Genomic DNA, 25,993 nt, shown 5'->3' with positions numbered 1-25,993 from the left:
ATGACTGGATACATTTTTGAAATTGTTGTCATCCTATTTCTAATCATTTTGAATGCGCTTTTCTCACTTTCAGAATTGGCGATTGTTTCTTCACGAAAAGCAAAACTTCAACAATTGGCGAATGAAGGAAATAAGAATGCAAAACTCGCGCTTGAGTTGGCAGAGTCTCCCGAAGATTTTCTTTCCACAGTTCAAGTGGGAATTACAGGAATTGGAATTTTGGCCGGCGTTTTTGGCGGTGCGACCATTGCTGAAGGAATTGCTCTTCGCTTGAAAGATTTCGTGTGGATTGCATCATACGCAGAGCCGCTTTCTTTAGGCTTGGTGGTATTACCGATTACATTCTTCTCTTTGGTAATCGGCGAACTTGTTCCCAAACGGCTTGCCTTAAATTCCCCGGAAAAAATTGCATGTTTGATTGCAGGCCCAATGATTTCGCTAACTAAGATTTCTTTGCTGGTTGTAAAGATTCTCAGTGTTTCTACAAAAATTGCGCTCAAAGGAATTGGGTTTAAGGATTCTGAAGAACCTCAAATAACCGAAGAAGAGATCAAGGTATTAATCTCGCAAGGCAGGGAGCAAGGAACATTTCATGAGTTTGAGGAAGACATGATTAAGCGCGTCTTTCGCCTTTCTGACCGAACTGTAAGTGTTTTAATGACACCAAGAAAAGAAGTTCAGTGGATTGATTATTCGGGAACAGATGATGACATTAAACGGACGATGTTAAGCCATCACTATGCATGTTTTCCATTATGCGATGGAGAAATAGACCGCGTTATTGGGATGATTAGAATGAAAGATTTCGTTAAGATATTTTTTGGTGAAAATGAACTGAACTTGAAAGAACACTTAAAGACTATTCAAGTAAAACCAATCTTCCTTTCTGAAAATCTCCCTGCGCTCAAGGCTTTAGAAGTATTCAAAAAAAATAAGAATCATCAAGCAGTTGTTATTGATGAATTCGGAACTGTGCAAGGCGTTCTAACCTTAAACGATATTTTAAGATCAGTTTTTGAAGAAATTTCTGATGACACAACAATCGAAAGCAAAATTATAAGACGACAAGATGGGACGTTTCTCGTTTCTGGCACCACACCATTAGATGAATTTTTCGATGAATTGAAAGTAAGTACAGAAGTAAAAAATGAGTTTGAAGGGATGAATACAGTAGGTGGGTTTGTGATGCATCTATTTACAGCCATTCCCAAAGAAGGGCAGACAATTGAATGGAATAATTATATTATTGAAGTGATGGATATGGATGGGCGCCGTGTCGATAAAATTCTTCTTTCAGAAAAGCCTTGAGCTATGGCAAAGGAAAAAATAGATAAAAAGTACATCCTTTATTTTTTCCTAACGATTCCACCCAAGCCGCTCCTCCGTGAAGAGTTACAATATCTTTCACAATCGAAAGCCCTAAGCCGGTTGAGCTTTCATTTCCCGTTGGTTTAGAGGAAAGTTTTTGAAACCGCTTAAATACTTTCTCAAGGTCGCTTTCGCTTAACCCTTGCCCTTCATCTCGAACTGAAATCAATATCCCTGAGGGATGACTTACCGATGAATGCATTGGATGATTTTTAGTCAAAGAAAATGGCATTACGGAAAGTTCAATGGTAGTGTGTTCAAATGAATACTTAATCGCGTTTGAAATAAGATTATCAACCGTTTCAAAAAGCCGGGCTTTATCAGCCACAAGCATAAGTTTTGAATCACAGGTGAGTTGAATCCGTTGAAATTTTAACTCTGCTAAAGCACTGTTTTGGTTTGCAACCGCTTCAAGGATTGGCGAAAGATGAAACGATTCTTTTTTAAGAGTAATCGATCCAATTTCATACGCCGATGATTCCAAGAGTTCAGAAATGAGGTTCACCATTCTTCTGCTTGACGATTGAATGCGACCCGCCATCATCTTAATTTTCTCGATATCCGATTCCTCAAGAATTAAACTTGAAAAGCCTCCTATCGAAGTGAGCGGATTTTTTAAGTCATGAGCTGCTATAGCAAAGAGTTCGGTTTTTTGTTTGTTCGCTTCTTCGGCAATCTTCTTCAGTCGGTCAGACTCTTGAAGTGCAGAAGCCAATTCGATGTTTCTTAATCGGAAAAGTTCAGCTTCAATTGCATCCTTTTCCGCGGCCTCTTTTTCGAGACGAAGTGTATTGATACGATCGCCGAGCGCTAACGAAAGCAGAATCATTTCCAACCCTGAACCAATTTGATACGCATAACTCGAAAAGAAATTTGATGGAACAAGATTAAGGCCTTCCAATTGAAAGAGAATTCCACCAGTGATAAAAACCGACCAACCGATAAAGAAGTACAGAGCGGTTTTATCACCTTGTTTCATTCTTAAAACACCAATAACAATCGCAAAGATGGCCGTTGGTAATGTGGTGTAATTGATTGCTTTAGAAAGCAAAGGCTGTGGAAGAACAAAACTAAGGAGCGAAAGGATGATAAAGAGGTAGATAAAAATAAAGGTGGCTTTATAAAAAGAAGGAAGGAACTTTTTCAGGTTTAGAAAATCACGAATAAAAGCAATGGCAAAAATCAAGGAGAAAAAGTAAAGGGAATACATCAAATACCTACGGCTGAAAAACGCGATGGATTCAGGCAAGATTTCATAACCAAATCCATTGTGCAGCCAAACCGCTGTAACATAAGGCAGATTAAAAAGAACATAGATGATAAAGTTTCGATCTCTAAGCGAGAGATAAAGAAAAAAGTTATAAAGAATCAAAGAAAAGGCAGCACCGAAGTACAAACCAAAAAGATAGAACTCAACTCTATTTCGACGCTCAAAGTCGGCAGGGGAATATAAGTGAAGGTCTAATATGGTTTGGCGGAATGAAGTTGTCCGCACATAAATCGTTTTTACCTCGTGTGCATCTAAAGAAGTTTGAAATACAAATTCTCTTAAAAAACCTTTACGTGTATCAAATGGAAAATACAGTCCGGTATGATGTTCAGAGTAGATTCCATTCGATGTCGAAGGAATGGAATAGAAATCTATTGTTTTTGAATACTGATCTTTGGAAACGAGAAAATAACTCAGGGATTCATTGGTGGAATTCTTCAAAACTATTTTTCCCCAATATGCACTTTGGGTATAGCCAAAGTTGGTTGAAGGGCTCGGAGAAAAATGAAGTTCGCCGTTAAGCTCATGCCTTATCAATGAATCCAATGAAAGTGAATCTGTGACATCCTCATAATACCTTAATGAATGCGTATTCAGTTTGATATGGCCAAGTTCTCGATGACATTCAAGTGTATCCTGAAAGGCAAATGCGTAATGAGGAAATACAAAGAAAAGCAGAACGAATCGTAATGAAAAAAATGGGGGAAATGTTCGCGAAATTTTGGGAAAAAAGTCCTTCATACCGAAGATGATTTATTCTAATTCGAATCCTGTATTAATTGATTTTTCAATGGCTTTCACGCCCGTTTTCATCCACCGGGGCATCGGTGCACCTTTAAGGTAGTGATCAAAAAATTGCATCATTCTAACAGATAAATCTTTTTGATTTTTCCGTTGAACCAAGTTGTGTGCTTCTCCATTGTAATTGAGCATCCAAACCGGTTTTTCCAAACGTTTGAGTGCCATAAACATCTCAATTCCTTGATACCACGGCACGGCACCATCAGCATCGTTCGCCATCATCAACAGCGGGGTTTCAATTTTTTCTGAAGAAAAGAGAGGAGAATTTTCAAGGTATAAATTGGGCTTTTGCCAAAGCGTTGCCCCTATTCTACTTTGTGACTGTTCATATTGAAACATTCTGCTAATTCCCGATTCCCATCGAATGCCACCATACGCGCTGGTCATATTTGCAACAGGTGCACCTGCCATTGCCGCCGCAAACATCTTTTTTGTTTTGGTAATCAAAAAGGCGGTTTGGTAGCCACCCCAACTTTGGCCTTGCAATCCCATTTTAGTTTCGTCAATAAAGCCGCGTTTGACAATTGATTTTACTCCTGAAATAATGTCGTCGTAGGCGCTTTGACCGGGATAGCCCACTTTATAAGTAATATCCGGAATGAAGAGCACGTACCCGTTACTTGGGTAAAGAGAACGATTAACCGTCGATGCACTCGGTGCCGGAGGTGAATACTGATGAAGTGATTCGCTGCTTCGATCGTAGCAATAAACAATCATCGGGTACTTTTTTGTTGGTACGAAATCGTCGGGCAGGTATAAAAGGCCTTCTAACATTTCGCCGCTAAATGATTTCCATTTCACAAGTTGAACCGTAGGCCAAATGAAATCGGCTTGTTGTGGGTTTGCGAACGAAACTTGTTGAATGGATTGAAACCTTAAGTCCGTAAGCTGAAGGTCGGGATAATCTTTTACGGTTGATTTTCTGAAGGTGACCACATCACCCTCTTTTGCTTTTTTAAAATCAGAAACTGCATAATTGCCGTAAGTCAACACTCTCAATTGATTTGAAGATGGATTAAGGGATGAATATCCTGAGCTTTTGGTTGGTTCGTGAAATACACTCAAAATCCAATTGGTGGTATTAGGAATCGAGCGTTCATCGGAGTTGTAACATACATATCGATAAACGGTTTTGCTTTCACGACCTTTTGTTAAACGTGTTTTTGTTTTTCCATCCGTAGAAAATTGCCACAAGTCGTAACGGTCGTAAAGGATTGGCTTTTCATCGTCAGTCCACCCTGCAAGCCCATAAGGAGATGGTGATTCAGGGAGATCATTCTCTTCATCAAAAAATCTAGGATTTGAATTCTTAGTGAGTAAGGTTTTTTTTCCGGTTGCACACTCATAGGTAACCCAGCTTTGATCCTCCACGGAGTACCAAATGATAAAATTTCCCTTTGGCGAAAATTGGAGATCTGAAGCCCGCAGATTAGTTGTAATCAGTCTCTTACTTCCTGTATTGACATTCACAAGATAAATATCGGCGCGGGTGGGATAGCCTTCCCAAACTTTCCGTTTCTCATATTTGGATTCTGAAAGAAGTAGTCCGTTAGGAGAATCTCCTTCGCTTGCAGAGATAAAGGTTTCAAATTCAGGTGTTTCTAACGCTTGCGCCCCATTCGACTCTAGCAAATAAACAGTGCGAAAGGATTTTTCTCGTTCTCTTGTAATGAACCGATTTTGTTCAGGCTGCAGCTTAGCATCATTCCAATTCCAAACATCCACAGAGACAATTTCTTCGGGCAACTTGGTTGTGTCTTGTAAAAAAGGTTTTGGAGCAACACCAAAAAACAACTTTTTCCCATTTTTTGAAAATGAAAGTGAAGCATACTCGCTTAGTAGCCAACCTTTGGGAATGACCGAATTCAGGGTATCTATAATTTTTAATGCTGAGTCTTGTTGATTCTGCTTCAAAAAGAGAGAATAATATCTGATACGCGATTTTGTGGTATCCGAATCATGTATAAACGCAATGGTATTACCATTTTCATCGGTGGCCAATTTTTTGAATATTCCTTTAGCACGAAAAATCGGAGAGAGGGTTTCATTTTCGAGAGTTACACTATAAACACCGGGCATCATTAGCGAATCATCGCCGGTAGAGATAAATGTGAAAATCTTCCCATACTTTGAAAAGGAAAATTCGGTCACATATTTAAAGCGCCATTCTCTTTCACTCGCGAGATTTCGAAGAACAACCTCTGTTCCCAATGAATCTCCCTCTTCCTTTGTGGGCCTGCCTTTTACTTTCGAGGTGTCTTTTGTTGGTTTCTTTTTTTCGAGTTGATAGGCAATCCAATTGCCAGCTTTTTCGGGCATCTTAAATGATTTCACGCGTTCGATTTTTACGAGGCGTTTATCAGAAAGCGATAATATTGCCAATGTATCTTTTGGCAAGTCTTCCGATTTGGTTTTTTTTCTTTTGAGATTCTTCACACTATCAAGTGAAGGCTTAAGAAAAAAAACCAAGTGTTTTGAATCATAGGAAAACTGAGGATCTTCACCCCTAAAAAATGATGCGCTATCGCTTGATTTAACCGATCGAATTTTTAAATCAGCATCCCCTTCTTGAGGTTTCACAACAAAATGTAGCCACTCCCCATTGGTCGAAATTGCATTTCCTATTACACGTTTCCACTGGTCATACACATCGTGGGTTAAGGGTTTCTTTTGTGAAAAAGATTCACAATCGAAAAATGAAATGAAAAAAATAAAAACTAAAAAAAATTGTGAGAAACGATATTTCATAGCTGTTTGATTGAATTGACGCTAAAACTTAGTCACTTTTTTAAGAAAGAAATTTATGAATTCCAGAAATATGAATTTTTAACAGAAGATTTTGAATTAGTACAAATCATATCTTGAGCGATTCTTTGTCAAACTCGTGTTTAAAGTTCGTCAATTTTTTTCCAAGCTTCAGATGCGATTTCAGGGTTTAGTTCATACCCAATGGCATTGCGCTCTAATTCAGATGCTGCAATAAGCGTGGTAGCAGAACCCGCAAATGGGTCAAGAATTGTTTCGCTACGATAGCTAAATGCTCGAATTAAACGATGCGGAAGCTCCTTCGGAAACGGCGCAACATGAGTACGATTATCGCCACTTGCTTCCGGTTTCATAAGCCATACATCGCTGTTTTTTATCGATAACCAAAATTCTTTTGTAAGCTTCGATCTTTCTTTGTCGAGCTTTGAAACGTGAGGATACTTTAACCCTGATTTCACTTTCGGTTTATCGAATTCAAGTATAAACTCATGCATGTTGTTGATGAGAATACCGCCCGGGTAGGGATAAGTCCCAAAATGTGCACGAACGCCGTTGGTCTTTTGCCAAATAATATCGCGTTTAAAAATAAACCCAATCGATTCACAAAGATCAATTGTTTTACCAACCAAATTCATCGTTCGATAACCCCCATCACTCAACCTGAGAGGAAGATTCATAATGTTGATAAAGATTTTTCTTCCGGGCTGAAGTACACGAAAGCACTCTCTCCATACAGACCCGATTTCCTCAAACCATTTATCAGCATTGTGAATATCTCCTAAGTCACCTTTGATTTTTACCCGTGAATACATTTTGGCATTGTAGTAGGGCGGTGAAGTTATTATCAAATGAATCGATTCCGAAGAAACCTCTTTCATGAATGCTGAATTGCCAATCAAAAGTTGAACCAAAGACTGCTTGACTTTCCGCTCAAAACCTAAAAGCTCTATTTTTGTTACCGTTTCCTTTTTCTTATGAGGAATTGAGTAAAGAAGTAAATCAGCGCGTTTATATCGAAGTTGACCACTGGCTGACTTTTGCCCCAAAATCTTTTTCGATTTTGTGAGCAAGTGAAGTTCGTTGACCGTGATTTGTAAAAATTTGGCAGCCTCCGAAGCAGAGAGATAATTCCGTTCAGAATAGTCTGTGTTTTTCATTGGTTTGATTCTCATCATGCAGTAATAGAGAGGAATAAAAAGTAAGCTAAGGAAAATTTAGAAAGAAAAGGAGTTGGATTTGGCGTGCAATTTTTTGAAAGTACAAACAGGTTCAAAAAAAATTCTCTTGGAATTTAGAAAATTGTGTAACTTGAGGTTTACAAACGGGTTCACATTCTGCACAGCAATCGTCTGAACCCATATTTTAAGAGACGGCAGTTACGGCCATAAGTTTGGAAACGCTGAAAGGATTTAACCCCAGTTACCTCCCAATTCAGACCACACCACGATTGTGATGAAGATCGTCTCGACACTTAACAAATAGATCATGTCATTTACACAACTTGGCCTATCAGATGCCTTGGTACAAGGTATTTTGGCCACGGGGTATGAAGCCCCAACAGAAATTCAATCTCGGGCTATTCCGCTTGCAGTTGAAGGCAAAGATGTTATTGGGTTGGCACAAACCGGAACAGGAAAAACAGCAGCCTATGTGTTGCCCTTGCTTCACCGATTAAGCCTAACCCCAACAGAAAAGAAACGCCCCATTCGTGCGTTAATTCTTTCTCCTACCAGAGAGTTAGCCAGTCAAATCGAAAAATCGGTCAAAGAATATGGCCGGTTTATGAAATTCTTTTCACTGACAATTTATGGCGGCACCGATATGCGCCGGCAAATTCGCGACCTTCATCGTGGGTTCGATATTCTTATCGCAACGCCCGGTCGGTTGATTGATCACATCGGACAAGGCACAATCGATCTCTCCGCAGTCGAAATCTTAGTGCTTGACGAGGCCGATCGAATGCTTGATATGGGATTTGTCAATGATGTGAAAAAAATCATATCATTTTTACCTGAAGAGCGTCAAACGCTTCTCTTCTCAGCAACAATGTCTCAAGGCATTCAAGCACTCACAAGCAGTGTTCAAAATAACCCATCTATCGTTGAAGTTGGTACTCGAAGAAAAACCGCCGATTCAGTCGCCCAAAAGTTTTATAAAGTGCCTCAAGAGAAAAAATTTGATCTCTTGTTCCATATTCTTGATACTGTAGAAATGGATAGCGTTCTTGTCTTTTCTAGAACTAAACACGGCGCCGACAAAATTCAACATCGGTTGGATCAACGAGGTGTGAAAGCCATTGCGATTCACTCCAATCGAACTCAGTCTCAGAGGGAACGCGCATTAAACGGATTCCGAAAGAAGCATTTCAAGGTTCTCGTCGCCACAGACATTGCAGCTCGAGGAATCGATATTGATGGCATTTCACATGTAATCAATTACGATACACCAACTTATGCCGAAGATTATGTGCATCGCATCGGTCGAACCGGACGCGCAGCCACAACCGGCGACGCGATTACGTTTGTTTCACCGGATGAATTCAAGCACTTTAAAAGTATTTCGCAATTTGTTGGGAAACGCTTTGAAGTGGCAAATTATCCCGGTTTCGATTATTCCGCCGCATCGTCGTCATTTGGACGCAGAAGCAGTTTTTCAGCAGAAGGTGAAGGTGATGTCGCGATGTCCGATGAAAATTTTTCCGAAGGAGAAGTTTTTGAAAGAGGTGAACAGCCAAGCCGAGAAGGAGCACCAACGCCATTCAAGCGCGGTGATAAGCGTGTAAGGCAAAATTTTGAACGCAATGATTCCCGGCGTTTTAGCGGAGATCGCAAACGCCCCGGAGGTTGGAAAAGTAATGATCGTAAAGAGCGTGGCGGTGGCAGAGATTCTAGAGATTTTGGTCGAAAGCGAACCAATTCGTTTAAGCCAACCCCAGCAGACGAATTGAATTCGAACGGAAAACCAGAAAAGATTAAAATTGTTGATCCTTTCGCACCTGATTTTGCAAAGCCTAAGTCAGATTTCAAAAAGGGAAGATCGTTTGGTTCAAAAGACAAAAAGTTTACACCAAGATCCGATTTTAAAAAGGGTTTTAAGAAACCTTACGGAAAAACGGGCGATGGTGAGTTTAAGCAAACGTGGAAAAACCAATCTGATCAAGATCGATTCAAATCCGACGGATTCAAGAGCGGGTTTGCTGCAAAGAAAAAAACGCGATCTTTTGAAAAACCCGCTTCCTCGGATTCTTCGCCTAAAACACCGGCGTTTAGACCAAAAAAGAACTACCCACTCTTTGATTCAGAAGAACGAAAGAAACAAATTCTTCAAAATCTCTCCTCTGAGGGAAATTAATTTTGCTCTCAAAGGCGTTGAATTGAAAACTCAACGCCTTTTTTTATTATGCCAGAGTTTAGCAAAGTTATCATTTCAACCAATCGATTGTTCTATGAAAATTAAAGGCTATACGCTCTCGCCTATTCTTTGCGAAAATTTTGCACTTGATGGTGGGGCGATGTTCGGTACTGTCCCAAAAGTACTATGGGAAAAGGCAATTCCTCCTGATGAAAAAAATCGAATTGATATGGCTGCTCGTGCCTTGCTCATTTCGGGAAACGGGAAAAACATTCTCGTCGATACCGGGATGGGACAAAAATGGGAGCCTAAATTCAGAGAGATGTTTAAGGTTTCTGAATCTTTTCTTGAATTGAATCTTAAATCTCACGGGATTTCACCCGCTGATATTACCGACGTGATTTTAACCCATTTGCATTTTGATCATGCAGGCGGAGCCGTAAAAAGGAATGAACAAGGTTCACTTGTACCCACTTTTCCAAACGCCACCTATTATGTTCAAGAAGACAACTACAAATGGGCATTAAACCCGAACGCAAGAGAGAAAGCAAGTTATTTGAAGGAAAATTTTCTCCCATTGATGGAAATAGGTATACTAAAATTTACTTCCGGAGAGTTTGAACTTTTCGAGGGCGTTCATTTGATTCGTTCTGAAGCACATACTAGGGCTCAACAGCTCGTAAAAGTTACCGATGAGAAAAACTCACTTTTATATTGCGGGGATGTTATTCCTACACACGCTCATATTCCACTGCCTTGGGTGATGGGATACGATCTTTACCCGCTTGAAATTATGGAAGAGAAAAAAAAGCTATTAGAGCAAGCTGCTGATGAAGGATGGGTGCTCTTTTTTGAGCATGAGCCGATAAAAGAAGCCGCAACTGTGGTAAAATCAGAAAAGGGAATTATTTCAAATAAACATTATTCATTCGCGGTAAATTAAAAGAAATGAACTCAGTGCAAAATTCATCAAATTCTACCCCTGAATCAGATTCGCCTGAAAATAATTTTGTTGCTTCCCCTAAAGAAAATACGCCCGAACTTTATGTTTTCAACGAAACACGTTTAAACGGTTGGTTTGAACAACACGGCTTTTCACCTTTGGTAGCTAATTTTATTGTTTTGGTTTTTATTTTTGTGACTTATCAATTTTTAGGCGGATTGATTATGGTGATGGCCATATTGGTTCCAAAAGTGGCAGAAGGTGAAGACCCTCAGGTATTAATTCACAGTTTCAATGAGTTAATTACAAGCAATGTTGAGTTAATTCGATTAATTCAAAGTGGAAGTCAATTTCTTTTTATTCTGCTTCCGGTATTTTATTTCACGAAATTACATTCAAATACAAAAGGCTTACTTAGTCAGGAACATAAAGCCTTTTTAGGCTTAACGCCTCCTGTTTCAGGAAAAATGTATTTCTATGCATTTTTTGGAATTTTAGCTTTGAACCCCATCCTGAGTTATTTCAACGACTTGCAGTTTGTTGCTTTAGATGGGTTTGGTATCATTGATCAAGAAGACATTCAATCGTTGCGTTCCGTTTTTCGAACCCAGATTGAAAATATTGCTACTTCTTATTCATTCGCCGAATATCTGGTTGTGGTAGCCGTGATTTCAATTACACCGGCAATTGCAGAGGAACTACTTTTTAGGGGATTTGTTCAACGAAATTTTTTAAGAGTTCTGCATCCACAAACTGCAGCCATTTTAACCGGAATTATTTTTGGTATCTACCATCTTAATCCACTCGAACTTTTTCCTCTAATCGGATTAGGGATTTATTTGGCACTTGTTCGTCAATATTCTGGTTCAGTTTATCCCGCCGCGTTAGCGCATTTCGCGAATAATTGGTTTTCGGTAACGATGCTCGCGCTGTCCAAAAATCCGGAATCGTTTGGACTTTCAGATGAAATGGCGAGTCAAATAAACTCCCTGACGCCTGATATAGAATCTCCACTTGCAATTGGGTCTGCACTGATTTCTTTACTTCTAACTGTACTGATTTGGCGAGCGATGAAGATTGAAAGTGAAAAAGTACCTCTATCCTAACGGATATGGTACTTTTTCAATAAACTTAATTTTTGATCAAAAGCAACAGAAACGGAAAAGAATTTTTCTTTATTCTGCCTTAACGACTTTCGATTTACGAATATAGTTTTCATGAACTAACCCGCGTTGTAACACTTTAATAATCGTATTCGGAGCAAAAGCAGTTTTTAACATCGCCCCCGCTTTCTCATGAATTTCATTATTGAAAGCGGTATTTCTCGGAATAATTTCAATTTGCCGAATAGCCAAAATTTCGCATAACTCTTTGATATACCGAAGAACCTGTTCTGGGGTGTTCAATGTAGAATCAATGTCTGTCTGAAAAAGGGCATCAATTCGATCAATGTGCTGAAAGACAACTTGAGGAACAAAACTTTTGGGAGAAACACCCGCTTCTAATTCGCTTAAAAGAGAAGTGAATTCATCAAGATAAAACGCAAGCTTCATTGAAATATCAGCACTTTCGAAAGCACTCGGCTTTGACCACTCTAATTTATAGCGAGTGTTTAATTCAGCAATTTTAGCAGCAAGTGGATTAATGAAATTAATCGATTGACTGTCAAAAGGCTGATAATTTGAACCCAATTCTAATTTTCTGATTCGAATTAATAAATCATCAATCGATTTGTTAATCTTGAAGTCTCGCTTAGATTCAACTTCTGTGGATTGATAAAATGGCTTTTCAAGTTTATTGTCCATTACGCGAAGTTTCCCCTCAACACGTTCCAATGTTTTTTTCAGTTTTCGAATGTTGATTCCCGCGTTAAAGAGCAAAAACAGACAGAAAATAAGCAAGAGCCCAACTCCTCCAAGTGCATAAAGAGCCCTAAGATTAGCCGTTTCAATTAACTTTTGATCGCTTGAAGAAAGCTTTGCATTGTCCGAAACTTTTGTTAACCCTGAAATGAATGATTGCTGAATAAAACCTTCAAATTTTGCTGATCGTAACTTCCTTGTATAGTCAGGTTGAGCAGTTTCTGCAATCCATTGCTTTGTCATGAAATTATAAAGAGCCACGGATTCGGGCGTGTTCGGGTCACGCAGAAGCGCGTCGTTTTCAAGGGCAAGTTCAAAATTAAAAACATAAACTAGGTCAGGAATTCCGAATGATGTGAGTTTGATAGACTTAAATAAAGTTGTGCTTTGGCTTCGGATTACTTCAATCAAGTTTCTATATCCTACAATCGTATTCAGTTTATCTTTAGAAAAGGTTGAAAAGTGTGCCCCAATATGTTGATAAACATCTTCAAGGCGGATGGCATCATTTTTGGGTTTGTCTCGGGGAGGTAGATTGTAATAATCGATATACAATTCAGAGCGTGAAGGCATTGTAATCAACAAATTACGCGACATCTTTTCATTTTCAACCATTCCACTTTGAACGATTCGTATTAAAAGCGAATCCTCCGAGATTGGTTTCAAGTAAAAACAAATCGTTTTTGCTTCGGGCTTTGTAATTGGCGTTTGCGCGTCAACTTGAAGAAAAAAGAAAAAAAGAAGAAAAAGTGAAAAAGCGAATTTCATTTTGTTTTGAAGATTGTAGCGATTTGCCGGATTGCAAAATAATAGCTTTAAAGATACAAAAATTTCAGGCACCTTTATCTTGAAGCGATGTCATAGGTAAACTTGAATAATCTTTTGTGATTGAAATCAAATCTTTAAACATTCGCTTCATGACCGAAATAAAGTCCTTTTCGACGCCAAAGCGGTTGCAATAATCTTGCATTGCGGCGCTTAAGCCTATATCCTTGCCCTTTTTTTCACTCAGATAATACTTGTTTTCCATAATCTCAATGTAAAGTTCAAGTTCTGTTTTATCCGGGAAAAAAGTTGCAAAGCGACTTTGTGAAAGAGTTTCTCTGAGCGGCAAAAACAATTTGACATACCAATCAATCGTCGCCTCTCGCAAGGTGACTTCCTTTTTGGCGCGTTCCGAGAGATACCATTTATGTTCCTCAAGATGTTTGAGCAATACTTTAGGGTGGGAAAGGCTTCGAAATTTTCCAAAATGCCGCTCCGAGCGAAATGACGTGAGTTTATCAAATGCTTTATGTGCTTCAAAAATTGAATAGAGAAAATTGTAACGGTTTTTCAAGTATTCAATGTCCTCGGAAGTTATGCTTCGGTCTCTTGGAATCCCTCGTTTGGTAAACTCTTCATCAAGCCAAAGCATTGATTCGAAAAAAAATTCAATGTCACTTTCTCGAGATCGAAGCGAGAGGGAAGGATGGATTTCGGTGGTTTCAGTATCACTTAAAATGGCTGTGAGTCGCCGCTTTTTTCCTAAGGTGTATTCTTCACGCTTAAATTTGACCAAAACATTTTCGAGTGAGGCATCTCCCCAATGAACTCCTTTGGCGTGACAATTTGCAAAAAGTTCAGAAATAGCATTAAAGATTTCAATTCTGGCGCCTCTTGCCAAACGGTAACTGAAAAGATATGACTCCGGCAATACCGTTTCTTCCAAAAGCGTGATCAAATAAGCGACTTCGTTCTTTTCATACATCACCCCGACCGGTGTCTCAACCGCAATCTCTTCATCCTCACGAACCACAACGCCAACTGGAGTGAGGGTTTCAATTTCAAGTTCTTTGAGTTTGATGTAATTTTTCCACTCCTTGTAAGCTAATGCCGGCGTTGTTTCCTTAATCGCATAGGCTTGAGTTTTTTCGGAATGAGGAGCCTTAACAAAAATAACCGGATGCCGTGAATTCCCTTTTCGAATCGAAAGTGTTTGAACCCCAAAAGCTTCCCAATCTTCGAGATTTGATTCAAAAGGGAAGTCAGAGAGTTCAGATAAATAGTGATCGGGTAAATCGTAGGTTAATTTCACAAACCGTGTGACAAAGAAAAGTTTCTTAGTTACTTTATTTTAGAAAACGGAACATCTGAGATTGAATAAGTCTTCCAATCGGGCGAATCAAAATGCCACCATTCAGAGGGGTTTGGAATAAATCCTTCACTTTTCATTGCATCATGCAAAATCGTGCGATTGGCAAGAACCTTTTCGGGAAGATTTCGATAGTCACTTCGTGCGGCATCGATAAACTCATCATACGCGGTTGGCATTTGTAATTCATTCCCGTCTAAATCTGTTAGGGTAAGGTCAACCGCGGCACCACGATTATGTTTTGAACCTTTTCGAGGATCGGCAACAAAGCGTGGGTCAGGTACAACTTCCCACAATTTCCATTGCACAGAAAGTGGACGGTAAGCATCAAAGATTTTTAATCGATACCCTTTAAGAATAAGTTTATCGCTTACCCGTTTGAGTCTTTCAGCAACTTTTTTTCTTAAAACACACCGAGCCTCAGGGTAAACCTTTTTTTTCATAAAGTTATTCTCCGAGGCGTAACGAATATCAAAAATTGCTTCGGAAATAACACTTTGTAAATCCACAAAACCAGTATCAGAAAGGGATTGCGAGAGAGTTACCATAATTTTTGATTCAGGAGCGAAAGTTCTGTTAAAGCAATCATTCACCATAATGATGAAATAAGGTGCTAAAAAGAAAAATACGAATCGGTGCGAAACAAAGAAAGAATTCCTATCAAAGGTTTTCTCAAATTGGGTTGATTTCATAAATTCGCGCGTCAATATTATTAGGTTCAAATTCACATAAACTCACAAATACAGTGGAACAAACACTTGCTATTATCAAGCCCGATAGCGTTCGAAAGAACAACATCGGCGGAATCATCGAAAAAATTGAAAAAGCCGGTTTCAAAATTGTTGCGATGAAGTTAACTCGGTTAACGACAGTTTCAGCCGGAAAATTTTATGAAGTACACAAAGAGCGAGGTTTTTACAATGAACTCGTTGAATTTATGGCCTCCGGACCGTGTGTGCCGATGATTCTTCAAAAAGAAAATGCGGTGGCCGATTTCCGCACTTTGATTGGGGCAACTGATCCAGCAAAAGCAGCCGAAGGAACAATCCGCAAAATGTTTGCTTCTAGCGTTGGTGAAAATGCCATTCACGGTTCTGATTCCGTTGAAAATGCAAAAATTGAGGGTGCGTTCTTCTTTCCGATGAAAGAGGTTGCTGAAACACACGCGTAAATTTTTTCTTAAATTAAAAGGGCGGCAATTTGCCGCCCTTTTTTTATTCTTTTACAATTAAGGAACTATTGTTGCCTCGGCAGGAACCGGAAGATTCAATTTTTGTGCAGTTTCTTTATTGACCGATAGTCGCCGAACTTTCACCGTAGTAAGTTTAGAGGCTTCAAGCATACCGGAATCTAAAAATAACGCGGCTTCTTCGCCCGTTTGATAACCCCATTGATAAAAATCAGCTCCGTAAGCCAAATATGCGCCGCGTTTCACAAGTCCTTCTTCAGATGTGACTACCGGAACATTTTTTTCAGTAGCTTCTTTTAAAATTGATTCGAAGCTTGCAAAGACAAGATTATCAGGCAATGCAAAAAAGAGCTCGATTTTTTCTTTGAGAAGCGCTTGAGCAGCCTGCTGAGATTCGTTAGAAGTGGTAATGGCTTGTTCAACAAGGGTTATGCCCATTTGTTGGCAAACCAAACGAAGTTGTCTGACAGAATTTTCAGAGTTGATTTCACCAGTATTAAAAATTGTACCGATTTTCTTAACCTTTGGAAACACTTGCTTGACAATATGCATTGTCGAATCAATGTAAAAGAGAGTTTCATAAACACCCTTTAAATTCGAAGGAGGTACTAATTTCCCAGAAGCATCTTTCACCATTACCTCGGCGAGCTTGGGTTCAGGTGCAACCATTACAAAAATCGGAATTTCCTTTGTCTTATTAACCGACATCATCATTGCCAGTGTGGTATTCGCGGCAATCAAAGTCACTTTTTGTGCAATGAATTGATCGGCAATTTGGCTAAGAATAATTTGATCATTCTGAGCATTTTGAACCATAATTTTTACGGTACCCGCGCTATCAGAATAACCTTTGGCCGCTAAAGCAGAAATAAATCCCTTTTGTGCTTGAGCGATGGTTTCATCATCAAGCGCTTGCATGAAACCAATCACCGGTACTTTCTTTTCCGGTGTTTTTGAACATCCGAGAAAAATCGGTTGAGAAGCAAGTAGGAGAAGCAAAAAGAAACTTAAGAAACGATATCCCTTCATTGTTAATTTTGGTTTTGTTGATTGATTGTATATAAATGAAAGATGAAATTGTAACATGAATCAGGTTATTCTAATAAAGCAATATAATCAAAAGAGGGATTTGCTAAAGTAAACACGCGCTGCATTCCTGTGAGATTTTTTGAAAAGGCAAAAGAAAGGGTTGTTCGGGAATTGGAAAACCTTAAATTTGCAGTCTTGATCATTCATTAGACTTTTTTTATGCGAAATCGCTCTTTACTTATATCATTATTTCTCGTTATTTATCTTTGGGGTTGTGATGAATCTCTGACCAATCAACCAATTATTACGCCACCGCCAAGAACATCGTCAAACTTTTCGATTGTTTCACCGAGAGATAGCGCTGTCATCGTTATTCCTGACTCAACGCCGGTTTTGGGCTTAAAATGGAATGTTCCCATTGATATTACTGGCCAACTTCGTTATACAGTATTACTCGATCGTGATGATGACTTCTCAAACGGCGCGCTCCTTTTTTACGATACCTTTAGCGATACACTTGCGCTTAGCAGAGAGTTCCTGCTGAATCTTCCTTCAAGAACGGATGCCGATACCCTTCTTTATTATCGGGTTTTCGTCAGTAACGCCAATGAATATTACCTTTCAGGTAATTCAATTCACCGAATCAAACTTTTTGTTAAGTAAAAATTAAACCGATCGATTGCAATAAGCCGTAAAGCATGAGTAATACGGCGGTTTTCGCTAAAGTCGGGTTCAATTCTTTCCCTTTCTTCGTGTGAATTTCAGAAATACATTTCAACGCTAAAGGAAAAGATAAGTATGGCAATAAAACCCAAATGGAATACCCGTTTTTATAGAGATAAATTGGCACAATAAATGCCAAAATCAATTGTCCGGTATATAACCAAGGTGCACCGTTTTCTCCCAAAAGAAGTGACAAGGTAATTTTACCAACAGCCTTATCGGTGGGGATATCGCGAGTATTATTGACACCTAAGATATTCGATGCTAAAAACCCGGCGGCAAGGCCAATAATTAATGCTTCAAGTGAAAATTTTGAGTGATGCAAGTAGAAAGTTCCTGATACTGCCGCAATGCCGTAGAATAGAATAACGGTGACGTCACCTAAGGCACGGTATGCCAAAGGAAAAGGGCCGCCCGTGTAAGCCCAAGCAAAGAAAATTGACGAAACCCCAATTGCGAAAATGATCCATCCGCCTATCCAAACAAGAATCAATCCCAATAAAAAAGCCGTTGTCAATACAAAAATGGCACCGCGCTTTAAATCTTTTTCAGTCAATAAGCCGCTCGTTAAGACTTTTTGTGCCCCCAAACGGTTTTCGTTGTCTGCTCCTTTACGAAAGTCATAAATATCATTAATAAAATTTGAGCCGGTTTGCATCAACATCGCGCATATCAAAGCGAGAAAAAGTACTAGCGGATTAAATGCGCCATTCGAATAGGCTAAAGCTGAGCCGAGCAAAACAGGAGCAATCGTTGCCGGATAGGCACGGGGCCTAAGGGCAATTAACCAACCTTTAGACATTAATGTTTTGATTTGATTGATTGGTTGCAAGATTTTCTTCATTACGCCGATTCACAAAACGGATAAACACCAATGCTAGTAAGGAAAAGATTGCAGAACCAATTCCGACTGCTTCAAAGCGTTCAATTCCTGCGGATGTTTTGAGAATAACCAAGCCTGAAATAGACACTGCGATTCCGCTAAAAAGCTGCTCAAGGGACGTGACAATGCTAAGAAAGGCTGCTCTCAAGCCGGGCTCAACGCTGGGTGTAAGAATCGCGAGTGCGGGAATTCGCCGTGCGCGAGAAAGCGTCATAAAGAGCACAAAAATGATCATCATCACGGCGTAAAGAGTGCTGGGCATTGATGCAAAGAAAATACTGATCGGAAAAAGAAGGATTGAAAAGGAATAAAACACGCGATGCTTACCAAAGCGATCTGAAAGATAGCCTACGGGAAAAGAGACGAAAAAGGTAACCAACCCTCCAACAATATAGAAAGAGCGTATTTCAGAATCTGAAAGCCCTCGGTTCAGGCTCAAAAACGGATTGATATAAGGAATGACCGAGGCACTTGCCATTGCAATAAAAATTGAAACGAAAAAGGCTGCGTAATTGGAAGGAGAAGTTAAAAGTGTAATGGCGCGTTTTCGAAACGATTCACTTGCAAGGGTTTGATTTCGGGATGGCGTCAGCTTAAAAACAGCGATTGCTCCAATAATGGCAGCAACAATTCCATTGACTTGAAATATCAATGGCCAGCCCCCTTTTTCAGCAAGAAATAAACCGGAAGGGACACCAATCACCGATGCGATTGAAAATGAACTTAACACCGTACCAAAAGCCATTCCTTGATGTTCCGCATCGATTTCATCGCCTATCATTGAAAATAAAGTTGCGATCATTAAGCCTCCAAAAAAACCTGCAACCGTTCTCGCAATGATAAATTGAAAGAGCGAAGATGAAAACCCTGAAATAAATAGTGCCGCCCCAAATCCGATGTAAAGCGTTACCAACGCTTTCTTTCGATGAAACCGATCAAGAAAAAATGCACCAAGAAATCCAAAGATACTAGCACTGAAATTGTAAGAAGAAATCAGTGTACCAAGCTCTTGTGGCGAAGCTTGAAATGAACGGGCAAAAAATTGGGTCAGCGCCGGCATCATCATATAGTCCAACATATAAGTGAGGTAAATCCCCCATAAAATGGGTAAGAAGAGCGGGCTTCTTGGTTTATCGGACTCTGTCATTAAAATTGATATGAAAGTGAAACGGTTGAATAGCGCCGCTGCAAAGTGCCGCCAAATATTTGATAATGCCTTCTGTCTAAAAGATTTTGAACGCTCACAAGGGCTTTTAATCCGGGGAGAATGGTATAACTGCCTTGAAGATTTAAGACGGCAAATGTTGGCACAAATCCTTCTTGCACCCCTGCAAGCCAAGGAAATCCCTCGACATACCGAAATGCCAAAGCCACATCAAACTCCCCTTGCTTGGTAAAACTTGCCGAGAGATTAACTCGATGACGAGAGGTGTTTGGCAAAATAGGTTGAAGTGGATTTGCATTTTCCAAAACTTTTGCATCGATATACGCATAGTTTGCTGATAAAAGTAATTCCTCAGAGAAATAATAGTTCGCCGAAAGCTCTGCGCCAACTTCTTGGATTAGACCAACATTGATTGTGCTTTGTGCAAGGGTTGGAACACCTTCATTAAGAATAAACTCTGCGGGATTGACATTCCGAGATTGCAATGCTGTGAGTAGTTGCTGAGAAACAAACTCGTTATAAGCTGAGGCAACTCCTCCTAAGTTGGGTGAAAATGGTGTAAAAACAAGCGGCGCATTCGCACTTAACGGAGATGAAATGAAATTGCTTCTTCGATTCAAATAAACATCAGCCGTAATAAACAAAGACTTTGTAAGAACGGCTTTATACCCAACCTCAAAACTCCACGCTTCTTCGGGTTGAATATTAGGATTGCCTAAAGAAAACCGTTGAAGTTCATTGGCGATGCCGCGTGTGCCAGCAATGGTAAGCGTATCAGGCAAAAGTGGATTTCCGGTGAAACGCCGAAGGCTATCGTTAATCGCTGAAACGGTTGTCCCAAGGTTAATATTTTGCCCCAAGAATGAACGCCGATACAAATCAGGATAGCTGGGGCGTAAGAACGAACGATTCACGGTAAAGCGAAGTGTGTGACCTTCAACCAGTGACCATACAAGTGCACCTTTTGGCGAAAAAAATGTATTGAATAGCGTTGAACGATCGATTCTTGCAGCACCAACGAGTTCAAGATTATCGAGCAATTTGTACTCAAGCTGGGTGTAAATACCCGTAAAATTGTGATGAAGATTGTTTCGCGAAAGCAACGGGTCGGCCCCTGAAACAATGGTATTGATGCGTTGCCACTGATGAGAGATTCCTGAAATGACTTTAAGATGATCATCAAAAAAAGAATCATTGAATTGCACTTCGGTGGTTATATCATCTGAATCCTCAGCTGAATTCGCGGCGGGCGTATTCAAAACGGCTTGTGGGATAGGGGTAAAGCGTCTGTTCCAAACCACCTGTGTATTCCACTTCTCGGAATTATAAGCAGCGCGAATGAAAGGCTTATTGACCTCCGGAATAAGAATTCTCCCGATGGTGTTCACATAGACTTCATTGCCGCTATTGGTGAAACCAGCCTCAAAAGTCAAGTGAGATTCGGTTGAAAAATCATAGTCTCCTCGAAGCGTTACAAAATTCGAAAAGTTATTGAGCCAATCATCTTGAAGAGGCTGCCGGTCTATTCCCAATCGGGCATATTCTAAAAATCCGCCTCTTGTGGTATCACGTGAGTTGAGTGTTACATTTCTCATTCTTGAAAAGCCACCCGCAATTTTATATGAGAAATCGCCAAGTGCACCGGCGTGGCGAAAATCTCCGCGATAGGTTTCAAATTCACCATAAGTGAGTGATGCTCGCGTACCGAGAACGTCTCGAGGGGCGTTGGTGGTGATGTTAATAACGCCGTTATAAGCATTTAAACCGAAAAGAGCAGAACCCGGCCCTCGAACCACTTCCAATTGCTTGACATCGGAAAGTGCAGATGTGAGTGAATTCCATTCTTGTAGATTCAAAAGCGGGGTGGATGGATCGCGACCATCAATGAGAACAAGCACGCGGCGGTTGATGGAATTGTTAAACCCGCGGGTATTGATATTAAAATCATTGGCTCCGGATTGCGCAACATCAATTCCCACTTGATTTTCAAGCACCTTTCCTAATTGACCGTGCGCCGTAGCGCGTTCCAATTCAATTGGTGTGATAGCCGCCACTGAAGCCGGTGCATCTGTAATTTTTTGTGGACGGCGCGATGCACCAATCACCACAATATCTTGTGCGCGAACAGCTTCAATTTCAAGATTTATGTCTAGTTGCTTGGTTTCACCAGCTTCGAAGCTCATTGCAATCTCTTTTTTTGCATATCCAACGCCTGTGATAACGACTGTTTGTGCGCCAACAGGAATCATCGCCAAGCGATATTTCCCTTCTGAATTCGCTTTTGTACCAATGCGCGTTCCTTTGATGAAAATGGACACGCCAACTGCCGGTTCTGTATCAACTGAAACCACATTTCCAACAAGTGTTGCGCGAGCACTCTCATCTTGAGCGAATAGAGACGAGCCTATAAAAAGTGTGCTGAAAATTATCAAGCAAAGAAGGTTTAACTTTCTTGATTGTAAGATTAAATGATTCATCTTTGAATTACGACTTAAGTTTATCAAGTGAATGAGAAATAAATTTTTTTGCTTTTTCTTTAATGGAGCTCTTCGTTCGTTTTGTATTCGCAGCTTTCCCTAAAAAGCCCGCTTTTAATTTTGAGGCGGTTTTGAGAGAGAGGAGTTTGCGAAGCGGTGTGGCCATTAACCCTGTGCCGATAAGGGATTGCCTAAATTTATAGGCATCTTTCAGTGAGTAGGACTTTCCATCAAGAATCCATTGAAGAAAAACCCCGTCTGACATTGCAAGTTCAAGCTTTGTGAATGAAGCCACATCCATCTCAACAAAAGCACCTTCTTTAACCAGCTTTTCAGTGACTTTACCGCCAAGCAATGCAAGGCGTGATTTCATCGAGCGAATGCGTTCCAAAAAAAGAGGATTTTGAGAGCGAAGCGCGTGTGCCCAGAATTCAAGGAGAATTGCCGCGTGCTGTGCATGCTTTTCATAAAATTCAACCGTTTTATCAATCATCGCATCAGCTTGTGAGAGCGCAATCGATGAACTCGTCGCTGCCTCCGTCATCTCATTTTCGTATTCATCAATCCAAGAATCATAAACGGCTAAAAAAAGCTCTTCTTTGGTAGAGAAATATTCATACAGTGTACCTTTTCCGACCCCCGCGGCATCAGCAATGTCCTGCATTTTGGCTTCGTGAAATCCTTTTGTCGAAAACACCTGAACCGAAGCCTCAACGATAAGCTTTTGTTTGACTTCTTTTAACCTCATATCATTTCTAAAGTACGAGTATTGAGTTTCTGACCGACCCGTCGGTCGGAAAGTAAAACCTCCCATTCTTCTCAATCGTTCAATTCTTAAAGAATATTTTTTTGATTCTTTCTTTCTTTGCAAATTGACTTTTAATGAAGACATCGATTATGACTCAATATCAATTGCCTGAAGACGAGAGAAAAAAAGTAGAAGAGCTCCGCTTGGCTTATGAAAACCCACAACCTGCTAATGAACCCCTTGCTTTTTCAATCACCCTGAGTGAAAAAATTCTTTCACCAATAGGGCTTTGGAAAATCGGGAAACGCAAAAGTGCTGCCCTTGCACTATTGGTTTCGCTCTCAGCCATCGGTATGATTTTGATTCACCAAAGTGAATTTTTTAGGGGGCTTAAATCGCTCACATTATCTTTAGTGCTCGTTTTCATTTCTTGGGAAGATTTTTATGCCCTCTTTACAACTGAAATTCTCGAATTTTGGGTCGCCCCGATTTATCTTGTTTTTCTTACCATCACCCCGATTTACTATTGTCATCGAAAGCTCACGCGTTACTCCAAACTCGGGTTGCTCAAGAGCGATAGCATGAGTCTTTCACAAATGGCGTGGCATGAATTCAAAAAGAAAAAGATTGCGATGCTCGCGCTTTCGATAACATTGGTGCTTTATTCCATTGCTTTTTTGGCTCCTTTTCTTGCTCCTTATCACCCGAATTCACAACAAGATTTTGTGGTAACGGCCTTTCAAGCGCCAATGAATTCAATGCAAGCGATGAGGCTTAATGAAAAGCTTGAACAGCCGATTCCTCTACGCAGTGAAGAGCAATTTGTAGGAAGGGTTGTGAATTTGTTGATAGAAACCAATTTTTTTCTTTATCAGCGAGGTGAGGTTTACAGAACAATTTTCGTCAACGAATTTCATGAAGTGGGTGAAAAAATTATCTATAAACAAGGCTCACGGCAAAAGGAAATTCCGCGTTCAATGCTTTTTGGAGGCTCACTTGAAACAAGCCTTATTTCGAAAAGCTATTGGATGGGTACCGATCAGTATGGGCGCGATATTTTCAGCCGCGTCATCTATGGCTCTCGCATTTCACTTTCCATCGGATTTTTGGTGATTCTTATTGCAATCACCATCGGTACACTGCTTGGGGTAACGGCGGGTTACTTGGGTGGAATTACGGATATGGTCATTATGAGGCTCGTGGATGTCTTAAATGCCTTTCCGAGAATCTTCCTCATCCTTATCATTATTGCCCTTTTTGGGAATTCAATCTTTTTGATTGTTCTTACCATTTCTCTGACGGGCTGGATGAATGTCTCACGGCTGGTGCGTGGACAAGTACTTTCACTGAAAGAGCAAGAGTTTATTTTAGCGGCCGAAGCGTTGGGGTTCAATAAACCGCGAATCATTTTGCATCATTTGTTACCCAACGCTTTAACTCCCGTGATTATTGCCGCAACGCTAAGTATCGGCGGAATTATTTTAACCGAAGCGGCGCTATCTTTTTTGGGCTTAGGCGTACAGCCTCCCACGGCGAGTTGGGGAAATATTATTAGTGAAGGGCGAGATAATCTTTTGAATCATTGGTGGATTTCTACCTTCCCGGGGCTTGCAATTGTGCTCACCGTCGTTTGTTTTAATTTGGTGGGTGATGGCGTTCGAGATGCGCTTGACCCGAGGCAAAGAACTTAGTTTATGAATAGTTCATTTGAATGACAATGAAACACACTCGTTCTATTTTTTTCGGTCTCCTATTCTTTTTCTTAGGCTTTCAACCTACTCAAGCCCAAATCAAATTTGAACCAAATGTAGGGATAAACCTTGGCGTTATGAGTGGAAATTTGTTTTCTTCAATGGGAACATCGCAAGGTTACTTGGGTTATCAAGCAGGAGTGAAAGCAAGCATTACAATGATACCCTTTGTGGATTTGCATGCCGAGCTTGTTTATACCCGTTCAGGAGATACGCGAGAAGTTGAATTACAGTCAGTATCCGGAAACGAATTCAATTCGAATCAATTTGCACTATCCTACTTTTCTTTACCATTTGGCGCAACCTATTCTTTAACGCGATCTTTGAAAATTACCGGAGGCCTTTATGGCTCGATTCTTAGCAGTGCCTCGCTGACTTCAACTCGGCGAAATGCAAGTGGCACAACTGAGGTGAAAAACTCTGTAACAAGCGAATTTGAAACCGTTGATTACGGTGCATTTCTTGGCGTGGGGCTAAGCTTTTTTTTATCTATTTGCAGCTTCGGTATTCTCACGGGTTAAAGGATGTTTTGGTGGTCTCAAACCTTTTAACCGCCCAAGGTCTTGTTTCGGGCAACGACTTAGCGGCATTTAATCGAACAATCTCCCTCACAGCGTCGATCGGATTTTAATGAGAAAATTTAAAGATTCTTAAAAGAGACTGATAATAGTTTGTAAAGATGATTTTGATATTTAATTTTCTTTTTGTTTCTTTGTTCATTGTTCATTGAAAACAACTTGATTGTCATCAAGAAAGGTTGAGGGTTCGCGCCCGATGAAGCCTTAGCAACCGTTCATAATTGCTCAATTAACAGCAAATTGAAAATGGTGCTAACTCGCGCCTGTTAGACAGGAAAGATGATAGAAGGTTATGTTTGAACCTAAGGTTTAAGCCACTTTCTGCAACTCTCTGTCGGAAGTGGCTTTTTTGTTTGATTGAATCTTTCAATCATTCATTGCAACTCCGGCTTCGCCTCTTGTCCTTTCAGATGACAACCAATTTATCATTTATCGTTGCGGACTAAACTCGCAGTACAATTAATGCATAAACTTATGTCAAAACTCAAATCATTGTTTTTTTCACCAAATGATACTCGCTTTCACGAGGAGTCTCAGCTCATTCTTCGCCTTTTGGTTGGTCTATTTATGGCTTACCACGGTTACGGAAAATTTACCTCCGATCTCTCGGGCTTTGCCGGATACCTTGGAAAAATTGGTTTTCCTTTGCCGGAACTCTTCGCACGTCTTGCAACCTACGCCGAGCTTTTTGGTGGAATTTTTATTGCGCTCGGATTTCTCTTTCGCGCAGCGACAGTCTTTTTAGCCATTACAATGTTTGTGGCGGCGTTTATTGCGCACGGACACGAGCTTCTTTCGAAAGGCGAATTAGCGCTCGTTTACTTTGTGGTGTCGGTTGTGCTGTTTCTGCAAGGGGCGGGGAAGTATAGCCTTGATGCATTGATTTTTAAGCAGCGATAGGAATTCGATTTTTTATTCTTGCAAGTCACTAAGTGACGCGTCGGGAATCTGTGGC

At 40.2% G+C, this 25,993-nt stretch carries 20 protein-coding genes and 1 riboswitch; of the genes, 9 read left to right on the top strand and 11 right to left on the bottom strand.

Features of this window, described 5'->3' with window-relative positions:
* Window positions 1-1,308 (top strand): hemolysin family protein, encoded by a 1,308-nt coding sequence (locus SFU91_06835; protein ID MDX2128737.1) that lies wholly within the window; start codon window positions 1-3, stop codon window positions 1,306-1,308.
* A gap of 1 nt (window position 1,309) precedes the next feature.
* Here SFU91_06835 and SFU91_06830 read toward each other — a convergent pair whose 3' ends face one another.
* The 3 genes from SFU91_06830 to SFU91_06820 form a co-directional block, all read right to left on the bottom strand.
* Window positions 1,310-3,379, bottom strand: a complete 2,070-nt coding sequence (locus SFU91_06830) for a sensor histidine kinase (protein ID MDX2128736.1) — start codon at window positions 3,377-3,379, stop codon at window positions 1,310-1,312.
* 12 nt (window positions 3,380-3,391) lie between these two features.
* The gene (locus SFU91_06825) at window positions 3,392-6,187 is read right to left on the bottom strand and encodes a prolyl oligopeptidase family serine peptidase (GenBank protein MDX2128735.1); all 2,796 of its coding nucleotides are present in this window, start codon (window positions 6,185-6,187) and stop codon (window positions 3,392-3,394) included.
* Window positions 6,188-6,327: 140 nt separating this feature from the next.
* A complete protein-coding gene (locus SFU91_06820) occupies window positions 6,328-7,362 on the bottom strand; it encodes a DNA methyltransferase (protein ID MDX2128734.1) in 1,035 nt (344 codons plus the stop codon).
* A 328-nt stretch (window positions 7,363-7,690) separates the two neighbouring features.
* Here SFU91_06820 and SFU91_06815 point away from each other — a divergent pair, with 328 nt between their 5' ends.
* The 3 genes from SFU91_06815 to SFU91_06805 all read left to right on the top strand — a co-directional run bounded on the left by SFU91_06815 (window position 7,691) and on the right by SFU91_06805 (window position 11,605).
* Window positions 7,691-9,556 carry a DEAD/DEAH box helicase gene (locus SFU91_06815; protein MDX2128733.1) on the top strand — a complete coding sequence of 622 codons (1,866 nt, stop codon included), beginning with the start codon at window positions 7,691-7,693 and terminating at the stop codon, window positions 9,554-9,556.
* 94 nt (window positions 9,557-9,650) lie between these two features.
* Window positions 9,651-10,499 carry an MBL fold metallo-hydrolase gene (locus tag SFU91_06810; protein MDX2128732.1) on the top strand — a complete coding sequence of 283 codons (849 nt, stop codon included), beginning with the start codon at window positions 9,651-9,653 and terminating at the stop codon, window positions 10,497-10,499.
* A 14-nt stretch (window positions 10,500-10,513) separates the two neighbouring features.
* Window positions 10,514-11,605, top strand: a complete 1,092-nt coding sequence (locus SFU91_06805) for a CPBP family intramembrane glutamic endopeptidase (protein MDX2128731.1) — start codon at window positions 10,514-10,516, stop codon at window positions 11,603-11,605.
* Between the two features lie 69 nt (window positions 11,606-11,674).
* Here the strand turns inward: SFU91_06805 and SFU91_06800 are convergent, their stop codons facing one another.
* From SFU91_06800 to SFU91_06790, 3 genes are all read right to left on the bottom strand, one after another.
* On the bottom strand, window positions 11,675-13,129 hold the full coding sequence (locus tag SFU91_06800) for a hypothetical protein (GenBank protein MDX2128730.1): 1,455 nt from the start codon (window positions 13,127-13,129) through the stop codon (window positions 11,675-11,677).
* A 64-nt stretch (window positions 13,130-13,193) separates the two neighbouring features.
* On the bottom strand, window positions 13,194-14,438 hold the full coding sequence (locus tag SFU91_06795) for a DUF4032 domain-containing protein (protein ID MDX2128729.1): 1,245 nt from the start codon (window positions 14,436-14,438) through the stop codon (window positions 13,194-13,196).
* A 29-nt stretch (window positions 14,439-14,467) separates the two neighbouring features.
* A complete protein-coding gene (locus SFU91_06790) occupies window positions 14,468-15,043 on the bottom strand; it encodes a M15 family metallopeptidase (protein ID MDX2128728.1) in 576 nt (191 codons plus the stop codon).
* Window positions 15,044-15,240: 197 nt separating this feature from the next.
* Between SFU91_06790 and ndk the strand changes: the two genes are divergently transcribed.
* Complete coding sequence (gene ndk / locus SFU91_06785) at window positions 15,241-15,666, top strand: nucleoside-diphosphate kinase (GenBank protein ID MDX2128727.1); 426 nt, start codon at window positions 15,241-15,243, stop codon at window positions 15,664-15,666.
* A gap of 57 nt (window positions 15,667-15,723) precedes the next feature.
* On the opposite strand, the gene SFU91_06780 is transcribed toward ndk, so the two are convergent.
* Window positions 15,724-16,713 carry an ABC transporter substrate-binding protein gene (locus SFU91_06780; GenBank protein MDX2128726.1) on the bottom strand — a complete coding sequence of 330 codons (990 nt, stop codon included), beginning with the start codon at window positions 16,711-16,713 and terminating at the stop codon, window positions 15,724-15,726.
* A 219-nt stretch (window positions 16,714-16,932) separates the two neighbouring features.
* Between SFU91_06780 and SFU91_06775 the strand changes: the two genes are divergently transcribed.
* On the top strand, window positions 16,933-17,376 hold the full coding sequence (locus SFU91_06775) for a hypothetical protein (GenBank protein MDX2128725.1): 444 nt from the start codon (window positions 16,933-16,935) through the stop codon (window positions 17,374-17,376).
* Here the strand turns inward: SFU91_06775 and SFU91_06770 are convergent.
* The 4 genes from SFU91_06770 to SFU91_06755 are packed head-to-tail and all read right to left on the bottom strand — an operon-like array spanning window position 17,369 to window position 22,853.
* On the bottom strand, window positions 17,369-18,238 hold the full coding sequence (locus SFU91_06770; GenBank protein MDX2128724.1) for a 1,4-dihydroxy-2-naphthoate polyprenyltransferase: 870 nt from the start codon (window positions 18,236-18,238) through the stop codon (window positions 17,369-17,371). The two genes, SFU91_06775 and SFU91_06770, sit on opposite strands and share 8 nt — an antisense overlap.
* Entirely contained in the window at window positions 18,231-19,466 is a 1,236-nt protein-coding gene (locus tag SFU91_06765; protein ID MDX2128723.1) for an MFS transporter, read from the bottom strand. The genes SFU91_06770 and SFU91_06765 overlap by 8 nt, the downstream gene beginning before the upstream one ends.
* A complete protein-coding gene (locus SFU91_06760; GenBank protein MDX2128722.1) occupies window positions 19,466-21,961 on the bottom strand; it encodes a TonB-dependent receptor in 2,496 nt (831 codons plus the stop codon). Before SFU91_06760 ends, SFU91_06765 begins: the two co-directional genes overlap by 1 nt.
* A gap of 7 nt (window positions 21,962-21,968) precedes the next feature.
* Complete coding sequence (locus SFU91_06755; GenBank protein ID MDX2128721.1) at window positions 21,969-22,853, bottom strand: TetR/AcrR family transcriptional regulator; 885 nt, start codon at window positions 22,851-22,853, stop codon at window positions 21,969-21,971.
* Here SFU91_06755 and SFU91_06750 point away from each other — a divergent pair.
* From SFU91_06750 to SFU91_06740, 3 genes are all read left to right on the top strand, one after another.
* Window positions 22,844-24,400: an ABC transporter permease gene (locus SFU91_06750; GenBank protein MDX2128720.1), complete on the top strand. Its 1,557-nt coding sequence runs from the start codon at window positions 22,844-22,846 to the stop codon at window positions 24,398-24,400. The genes SFU91_06755 and SFU91_06750 overlap by 10 nt on opposite strands.
* Before the next feature lie 26 nt (window positions 24,401-24,426).
* Window positions 24,427-24,981: a porin family protein gene (locus SFU91_06745; GenBank protein MDX2128719.1), complete on the top strand. Its 555-nt coding sequence runs from the start codon at window positions 24,427-24,429 to the stop codon at window positions 24,979-24,981.
* Window positions 24,982-25,201: 220 nt separating this feature from the next.
* A riboswitch (SAM riboswitch) is annotated at window positions 25,202-25,324 on the top strand.
* A gap of 188 nt (window positions 25,325-25,512) precedes the next feature.
* Window positions 25,513-25,938 carry a DoxX family protein gene (locus SFU91_06740; GenBank protein MDX2128718.1) on the top strand — a complete coding sequence of 142 codons (426 nt, stop codon included), beginning with the start codon at window positions 25,513-25,515 and terminating at the stop codon, window positions 25,936-25,938.
* The last annotated feature ends 55 nt before the right edge of the window (window positions 25,939-25,993 follow it).

Source organism: Chloroherpetonaceae bacterium, assembly GCA_033763895.1.
Lineage (GTDB): Bacteria > Bacteroidota > Chlorobiia > Chlorobiales > Thermochlorobacteraceae > JANRJQ01.
The sequence above is the reverse complement of the archived record's forward strand: the minus strand, read 5'-3'. Positions and strand labels throughout refer to the sequence as shown.

Coding starts and splice junctions, on each gene's coding strand:
- SFU91_06835 (MDX2128737.1), top strand. CDS start 1: ATGACTGGATACATTTTTGAAATTGTTGTCATCCTATTTCTAATCATT.
- SFU91_06830 (MDX2128736.1), bottom strand. CDS start 3,379: ATGAAGGACTTTTTTCCCAAAATTTCGCGAACATTTCCCCCATTTTTT.
- SFU91_06825 (MDX2128735.1), bottom strand. CDS start 6,187: ATGAAATATCGTTTCTCACAATTTTTTTTAGTTTTTATTTTTTTCATT.
- SFU91_06820 (MDX2128734.1), bottom strand. CDS start 7,362: ATGAAAAACACAGACTATTCTGAACGGAATTATCTCTCTGCTTCGGAG.
- SFU91_06815 (MDX2128733.1), top strand. CDS start 7,691: ATGTCATTTACACAACTTGGCCTATCAGATGCCTTGGTACAAGGTATT.
- SFU91_06810 (MDX2128732.1), top strand. CDS start 9,651: ATGAAAATTAAAGGCTATACGCTCTCGCCTATTCTTTGCGAAAATTTT.
- SFU91_06800 (MDX2128730.1), bottom strand. CDS start 13,129: ATGAAATTCGCTTTTTCACTTTTTCTTCTTTTTTTCTTTTTTCTTCAA.
- SFU91_06790 (MDX2128728.1), bottom strand. CDS start 15,043: ATGGTAACTCTCTCGCAATCCCTTTCTGATACTGGTTTTGTGGATTTA.
- SFU91_06780 (MDX2128726.1), bottom strand. CDS start 16,713: ATGAAGGGATATCGTTTCTTAAGTTTCTTTTTGCTTCTCCTACTTGCT.
- SFU91_06775 (MDX2128725.1), top strand. CDS start 16,933: ATGCGAAATCGCTCTTTACTTATATCATTATTTCTCGTTATTTATCTT.
- SFU91_06770 (MDX2128724.1), bottom strand. CDS start 18,238: ATGTCTAAAGGTTGGTTAATTGCCCTTAGGCCCCGTGCCTATCCGGCA.
- SFU91_06765 (MDX2128723.1), bottom strand. CDS start 19,466: ATGACAGAGTCCGATAAACCAAGAAGCCCGCTCTTCTTACCCATTTTA.
- SFU91_06760 (MDX2128722.1), bottom strand. CDS start 21,961: ATGAATCATTTAATCTTACAATCAAGAAAGTTAAACCTTCTTTGCTTG.
- SFU91_06750 (MDX2128720.1), top strand. CDS start 22,844: ATGAAGACATCGATTATGACTCAATATCAATTGCCTGAAGACGAGAGA.
- SFU91_06755 (MDX2128721.1), bottom strand. CDS start 22,853: ATGTCTTCATTAAAAGTCAATTTGCAAAGAAAGAAAGAATCAAAAAAA.
- SFU91_06745 (MDX2128719.1), top strand. CDS start 24,427: ATGAAACACACTCGTTCTATTTTTTTCGGTCTCCTATTCTTTTTCTTA.
- SFU91_06740 (MDX2128718.1), top strand. CDS start 25,513: ATGTCAAAACTCAAATCATTGTTTTTTTCACCAAATGATACTCGCTTT.